At 35.2% G+C, this 5,248-nt stretch carries 5 protein-coding genes; all 5 read left to right on the forward strand.

What is annotated here, in order from left to right; translation table 11 throughout:
* The coding region (locus tag AC1DPQ_RS16705; protein ID WP_477610295.1) for a hypothetical protein at positions 1–417 on the forward strand (417 nt) is incomplete at its 5' end.
* Between the two features lie 11 nt (positions 418–428).
* A complete protein-coding gene (locus tag AC1DPQ_RS16710) occupies positions 429–1,928 on the forward strand; it encodes a hypothetical protein (RefSeq protein WP_477610296.1) in 1,500 nt (499 codons plus the stop codon).
* A gap of 35 nt (positions 1,929–1,963) precedes the next feature.
* Positions 1,964–2,392, forward strand: a complete 429-nt coding sequence (locus AC1DPQ_RS16715; protein ID WP_477580309.1) for a hypothetical protein — start codon at positions 1,964–1,966, stop codon at positions 2,390–2,392.
* Between the two features lie 140 nt (positions 2,393–2,532).
* Complete coding sequence (locus AC1DPQ_RS16720; RefSeq protein ID WP_477610297.1) at positions 2,533–3,624, forward strand: hypothetical protein; 1,092 nt, start codon at positions 2,533–2,535, stop codon at positions 3,622–3,624.
* Between the two features lie 64 nt (positions 3,625–3,688).
* Positions 3,689–5,248: right-handed parallel beta-helix repeat-containing protein (locus tag AC1DPQ_RS16725; protein WP_477610298.1), on the forward strand; the 1,560-nt coding region annotated here is incomplete at its 3' end.

Below are 5,248 nucleotides of genomic sequence, written 5' to 3' on the forward strand. Positions count from 1 at the left end.
CAACAAGGAGGAGCGGTTTATAATCACTCGGTTCGTTATATGACGGAACCAAAGTTATTTGATCAATCAAGTTTGGCTCTAAATGAGCAAAAATCGGCAACATATTATGGCAATGGTGGTCAATATTCAGGATTGTTAGGTTGGGACAATGATGCGTTGGTATTTGATGGAACATTTGTAAAACTTCGTGAGGTGTCTTTATCATATGATTTGAAAGTAAATAGTTTAAAGTTTGTAAAAAATATTCGTTTTAACCTAGTGGGTCGTAACCTGTTAGTATTCACTAAATATCCAGGATTTGACCCAGAAACAGGATCAAGCCAAGGAGGTGTGGATGCGGGCACTTTTAGATTTGATAGTAACAATCGTTACCCTTCTCCAAGATTGGTAAGTGGATCAGTTTCTATAACATTTTAAATTAGATAATTATGAAAAAAATTCTTACAGTACTATTGGCTATAATAGCCATATTCAATTTCACTTCTTGTCGTGATTTTGAAAGTCTTGATATAAAAAATGAAAATTTACCAGATATTTCGGCTATGTATGCTCCCAAAGAATCTTACTCTTTGCTTAGCAATGGTTATAATACATGGTATAATGGATCAATAGCTGCAAGCCCTACGATAGGTTTTGCTTGTGCAGAATTGTTTCAGGCAGGTACAAGTTCATGGGGATCAGGCACTATGTGGTTTCGCCCACGTGGAGACTTGTTTAATGGTATGACACCAGACCCGGTTATTATCATCAATTATGGCGCTTGGTATAATTATTATACAGCAGTGGGTAGCACTATGGTTTTGGCAAATAAACTAAAAGATCCTTCTTATAAGATAATTTTAAATGGGATAGATTATACACAACGCGTTAAAGCTCATAATCTAATTATACAAGCATTATTATATGGTAATATTGCATTGCTTTATGACAAGGCATACTTGTTTACAGATAAAGATGATGCATTGACATTTGATTATAAAGCAAATACAAAATCGTCTAAAGAGGTTATGGCTTTTGCAATGGGGCAACTTGATAATGCAATTAAAATAATTCAAGGAGACCCTTTAGATGGTGATTATAGCGAAATAATACCAGGTCAGACTTTTAATAAAGCAACACTTCTTCAGTTTGCCAATTCTATGGCTGCTCGTTTTTTGGTAAACAATGCACGTACTCCAGCTGAAAATGCACAAACTGATTGGGCAAAAGTAGCGCAGTATGCACATAATGGATTACAACAAAATTTTTCTGTTCAATACAAACAGGGATGGAGAGGAAAAGTAATGACTCGTGATGAAGGATCTAACTATTTTTGGCTACATAATGCACAATATATTAGAGGAAGTCAATGGCTTTTACACCTAATGGCTCCAAATGATCCAAACTCAGTTTACCCTTTTCCTAATGGTGTAAAGCGTTTGCCTCCTATCACTAATTGTCCAGACGCTAGATTAAATAAATATTTTACAGATTCTGATGATTTAGGACAATGGTTTGGTTTTGGTCGTGCGACTCGTGTTGGTTTCGGAACATGGATTATGTCTGAATATAGATATACGCGATATTTTGATGTAGTATTCAATGAAACAGGATCTGTAGATCATTTCTTAAAAGCAGAGAATGATTTGTATTTGGCGGAAGCTAAATTACGACTTGGACAAACTGGAGCCTCAGGATACGTTAATAATTCAAGAGTAGGAATAGGTAATTTGCCTGCAGCAACAGACGCTGACCCTGATTTATTAGATAAAATATTTTACGAGCGTTACGTAGAATGTGATCTGGTATGGCCACAATTAGGTTTCTTTGACAAACGTCGTAATGGAACATTATTGCCTGGAACTGTATTCCAATTCCCAATACCTGCACCAGAGCTTATTGCACATGGACAACCAGTATACACATTTGGAGCTAATAAGCCAATGTAATTATTTTAATAAAAACACTTTTAAATAAATTCGATATGAAAAAAATAATCTATAGCATAATTTTGTTTTCGTTGACATTGGTGCTTTTATCTTCATGTTCTCGAGATATGGAATTTGATACTCTATCTGTTACTCCTCCTTCGCTGAACGTTACTGTCTATATTAATGGAAATCAAGCACAACGAAGTGCGAATGCAACAGTAGTGATTTCTAAAATAAATCCAGCCGATGGTTCTGTAATTACGCCTTCTTATTTCACCAAGCAAACTGATGCTTCAGGTTCTTTAAAACTTACCAATGCTGAACTTTTACAGATTTTTCCTGTACCAGCTACGGGTCAACCACGCGGAGGAAAATTATATTTCTCTGCTAAATCTGCAAATAACTTGCAAAGTGGAACCCTTACGAGTGCCTATATCAACATGACTGATGGCGAAACTTGGCAATGGGTTAATATTCAATAAACATATAAAGCACCCTACTTGATTTTTTTGGGCGGCTAGTAAACTATTATATGTAGTAATTACTTGGCCCAACAGTTTTTAACTGTTGGGCCAAGTAAAAGTAATACCATGTGATGATTAAAAAATAAACTTTAATATATATGAAATATATCTATACAATTGGATTTGTTACACTTCTTTTTGCATCTAATTTAAAAGCCCAAAATCAACAAACATTGCCCAAAGCAAATAAAATAGTGGTTAAAGTTGCAGTGGTTATCCAGGATCCTATTGTAAATGGAAAAAGAATGCACGAAGTGCTTAGAACGCCTGGTAATGAAAAACGTGTTTGGAGTGATCCTTTTCAATTAACTAGGGATTACGAAGCGACTTTAGAAAAAACAAGTGGCGGAACTATCGATTATCAAATAGTTGAGTTAATTGATACCAAAGAATATTTTACATTTTTAAAAAAATCAGGCGAAAAACTTACTGAAGCGAGAGTAATTGAACTGATGCAAGAACCTAATTGGAAAACACTGAAAGAACAAGAAACAGGTTTTGATTATAAAGCTTTCGTTGAACATTTTGGTTTTGACAAGAAACGCAATTCAGGAAAAATAAATGAAGTATGGGTATGGAGTTTCCCTTACGGTGGTATGGCTGAGTCAAATATGATGGGAGAAGGTGCCTTTTTTATAAATTCGGAGCCAACTCCTAATACAAACTGCAAAGAATTATTGTCTGTAATGGGTTTAAACTATGAAAGAGATTTAGCATGTGCATTAGAAAGTTATGGTCATCGTTTTGAATCAACAATGATGAAAGTATATGGTTGGTGGGACTATGATAAAAAATCAAATATAAGCGAATTAACGCCTTGGGAACGTTATGCAGGTTATGTGAAAAACTATAACAAGTTCAATTCAGGAAAAGCACATATTGGAAACATTCATTTTCCGCCTAATGGACAACATGACTATGATTGGGCTAATAAATCTAAGGTGGATACCTATGCTGACAATTGGGCTTTTTTCCCAAATATTTCCGATGAAAATCCGCGTACTATTGATTGTAGTGAATGGGGATGCAGTCATATCGGTTATATGGAATGGTGGTTTACTCACATCCCTCATTTCAAAGGCGTAAGTCCAAAAGACGGTAAATTAAACAACTGGTGGTATTATGTTGTGGATTATAACGGAGCTGTAAGATTAGCTAACAAACTAGACAAAGGCGCACACCAAAAATAAAAAACTAACTTTTTTAGATCTTGGCCATCATCTTTAAAATCATCCGATAAAAATTAATGTTTTTATGAAATACACTAGTCGAATTTTTGCTGTAACCACATTATTGTCTTTGTTTTTTGCTACAGCATCGGCTACTGTTCTATCGCTGACAAAGGGTATGCACATTACAAAGTCTATAACGATTAAAAAGGGAGTTTATACTTTGGAGGCTAGTTCTTCCTTGTCTACTTCAGTTATTGTGGTGGAAGGTAATAATATTACTGTTGATTTTAACGGAGCAGAATTGCGCGGTAATAATAATAAAGAACTTCCCGATGAATTTAAAGGTGTAGCCATTTTCATAAAAGGAAACCATGTTACGCTAAAAAATGCTATTATTAAAGGATATAAAGTGGCGGTTATGGCTGGGAATTCGGATGTCTTAGTGCTTGATCATAATGATTTTAGTCACAACTTTCGCCAACATTTGAAAAGCACCCGTGAACATGAAGATTATAGCGATTGGCAAAGTTATCATCACAATGAAAATAATGAATGGCTCCGTTTTGGTGCAGGAATTTATTTAAAAAATTGCAATAACGCAACCATTTTTAACAATACAATCACAAACGGTCAGTGCGGACTGATGATGACTTCATGCAACAGTGCAACTATTTACAATAATAATTTTTCTTTTAATTCAGGAATTGGGATTGGGTTTTACCGCAGTAGTGACAACAAGGTGATGCACAATAAAGTAGATTGGAATGTGCGGGGAATGAGTGAAGGCTTTTATTATCGCGGTCAGGATTCAGCAGGAATTTTAGTGTTTGAACAGTGCAACAACAATGTTTTTGCCTATAATTCAGTTACGCATTCCGGTGATGGATTTTTTATGTGGCCTGGTAAGACAACTTTAGATACAGGCGCAGGAGGATGCAATGACAATTTATTGTATGGCAATGATTTTTCTTATGCACCAACCAATGGAGTTGAAGTCACTTTCAGCCGAAACAATATTATTAATAATACTATAAAAGGTTGTTGGCATGGGATATGGGGCGGATACAGTTATGACACGAAAATAATAGGCAACGACTTTGCCGACAACTTGGAAGGAATTGCTATAGAACATGGTCAAAATAATAGTATTTCACAAAACAGATTTCAAAGAGAAGGACTAGCCATTAATTTATGGGCAAGTGCAAAAATTGACACTAATTCTGCTTACAACAAACACAGGGATGTTCACAGTATGAATTATCAAATCACTAAAAATAGTTTTGAGCATTCCAAAAATGTATTTTCTGTCAGAAATACACAACACTTAAATGTTACAGATAATTTTTTTTCAGAAAATGAAAAGTTGATGAATGTTGGAGTTGGTGTTGAAAAAATGACTTTTACCAACAATGATGCATCAGCAGCCCCAACTAGTGATGTTGCAATTATCTCATCGTTTGCACCTAAACCAATGATAGGCGGTATTGATGCTAGGTTGTCTAAAGATTTTCCACAAGGAAGAAAATGGATAATGATGACAGAGTGGGGACCTTATAATTTTAATTATCCAATCCTTTGGTGGACAAAGACAGATAATGATGGCAAAATGTATTTTGATGTAATGGGCCCCAAAGGGAAATGG

The sequence above is a fragment of the Pedobacter sp. 01T416_2 genome, from assembly GCF_056398925.1.

What these genes read in the sequence shown, in the direction of transcription:
- AC1DPQ_RS16715 (WP_477580309.1), top strand. Translation starts at nt 1,964, where the DNA reads ATGAAAAAAATAATCTATAGCATAATTTTGTTTTCGTTGACATTGGTG.
- AC1DPQ_RS16720 (WP_477610297.1), top strand. Translation starts at nt 2,533, where the DNA reads ATGAAATATATCTATACAATTGGATTTGTTACACTTCTTTTTGCATCT.
- AC1DPQ_RS16710 (WP_477610296.1), top strand. Translation starts at nt 429, where the DNA reads ATGAAAAAAATTCTTACAGTACTATTGGCTATAATAGCCATATTCAAT.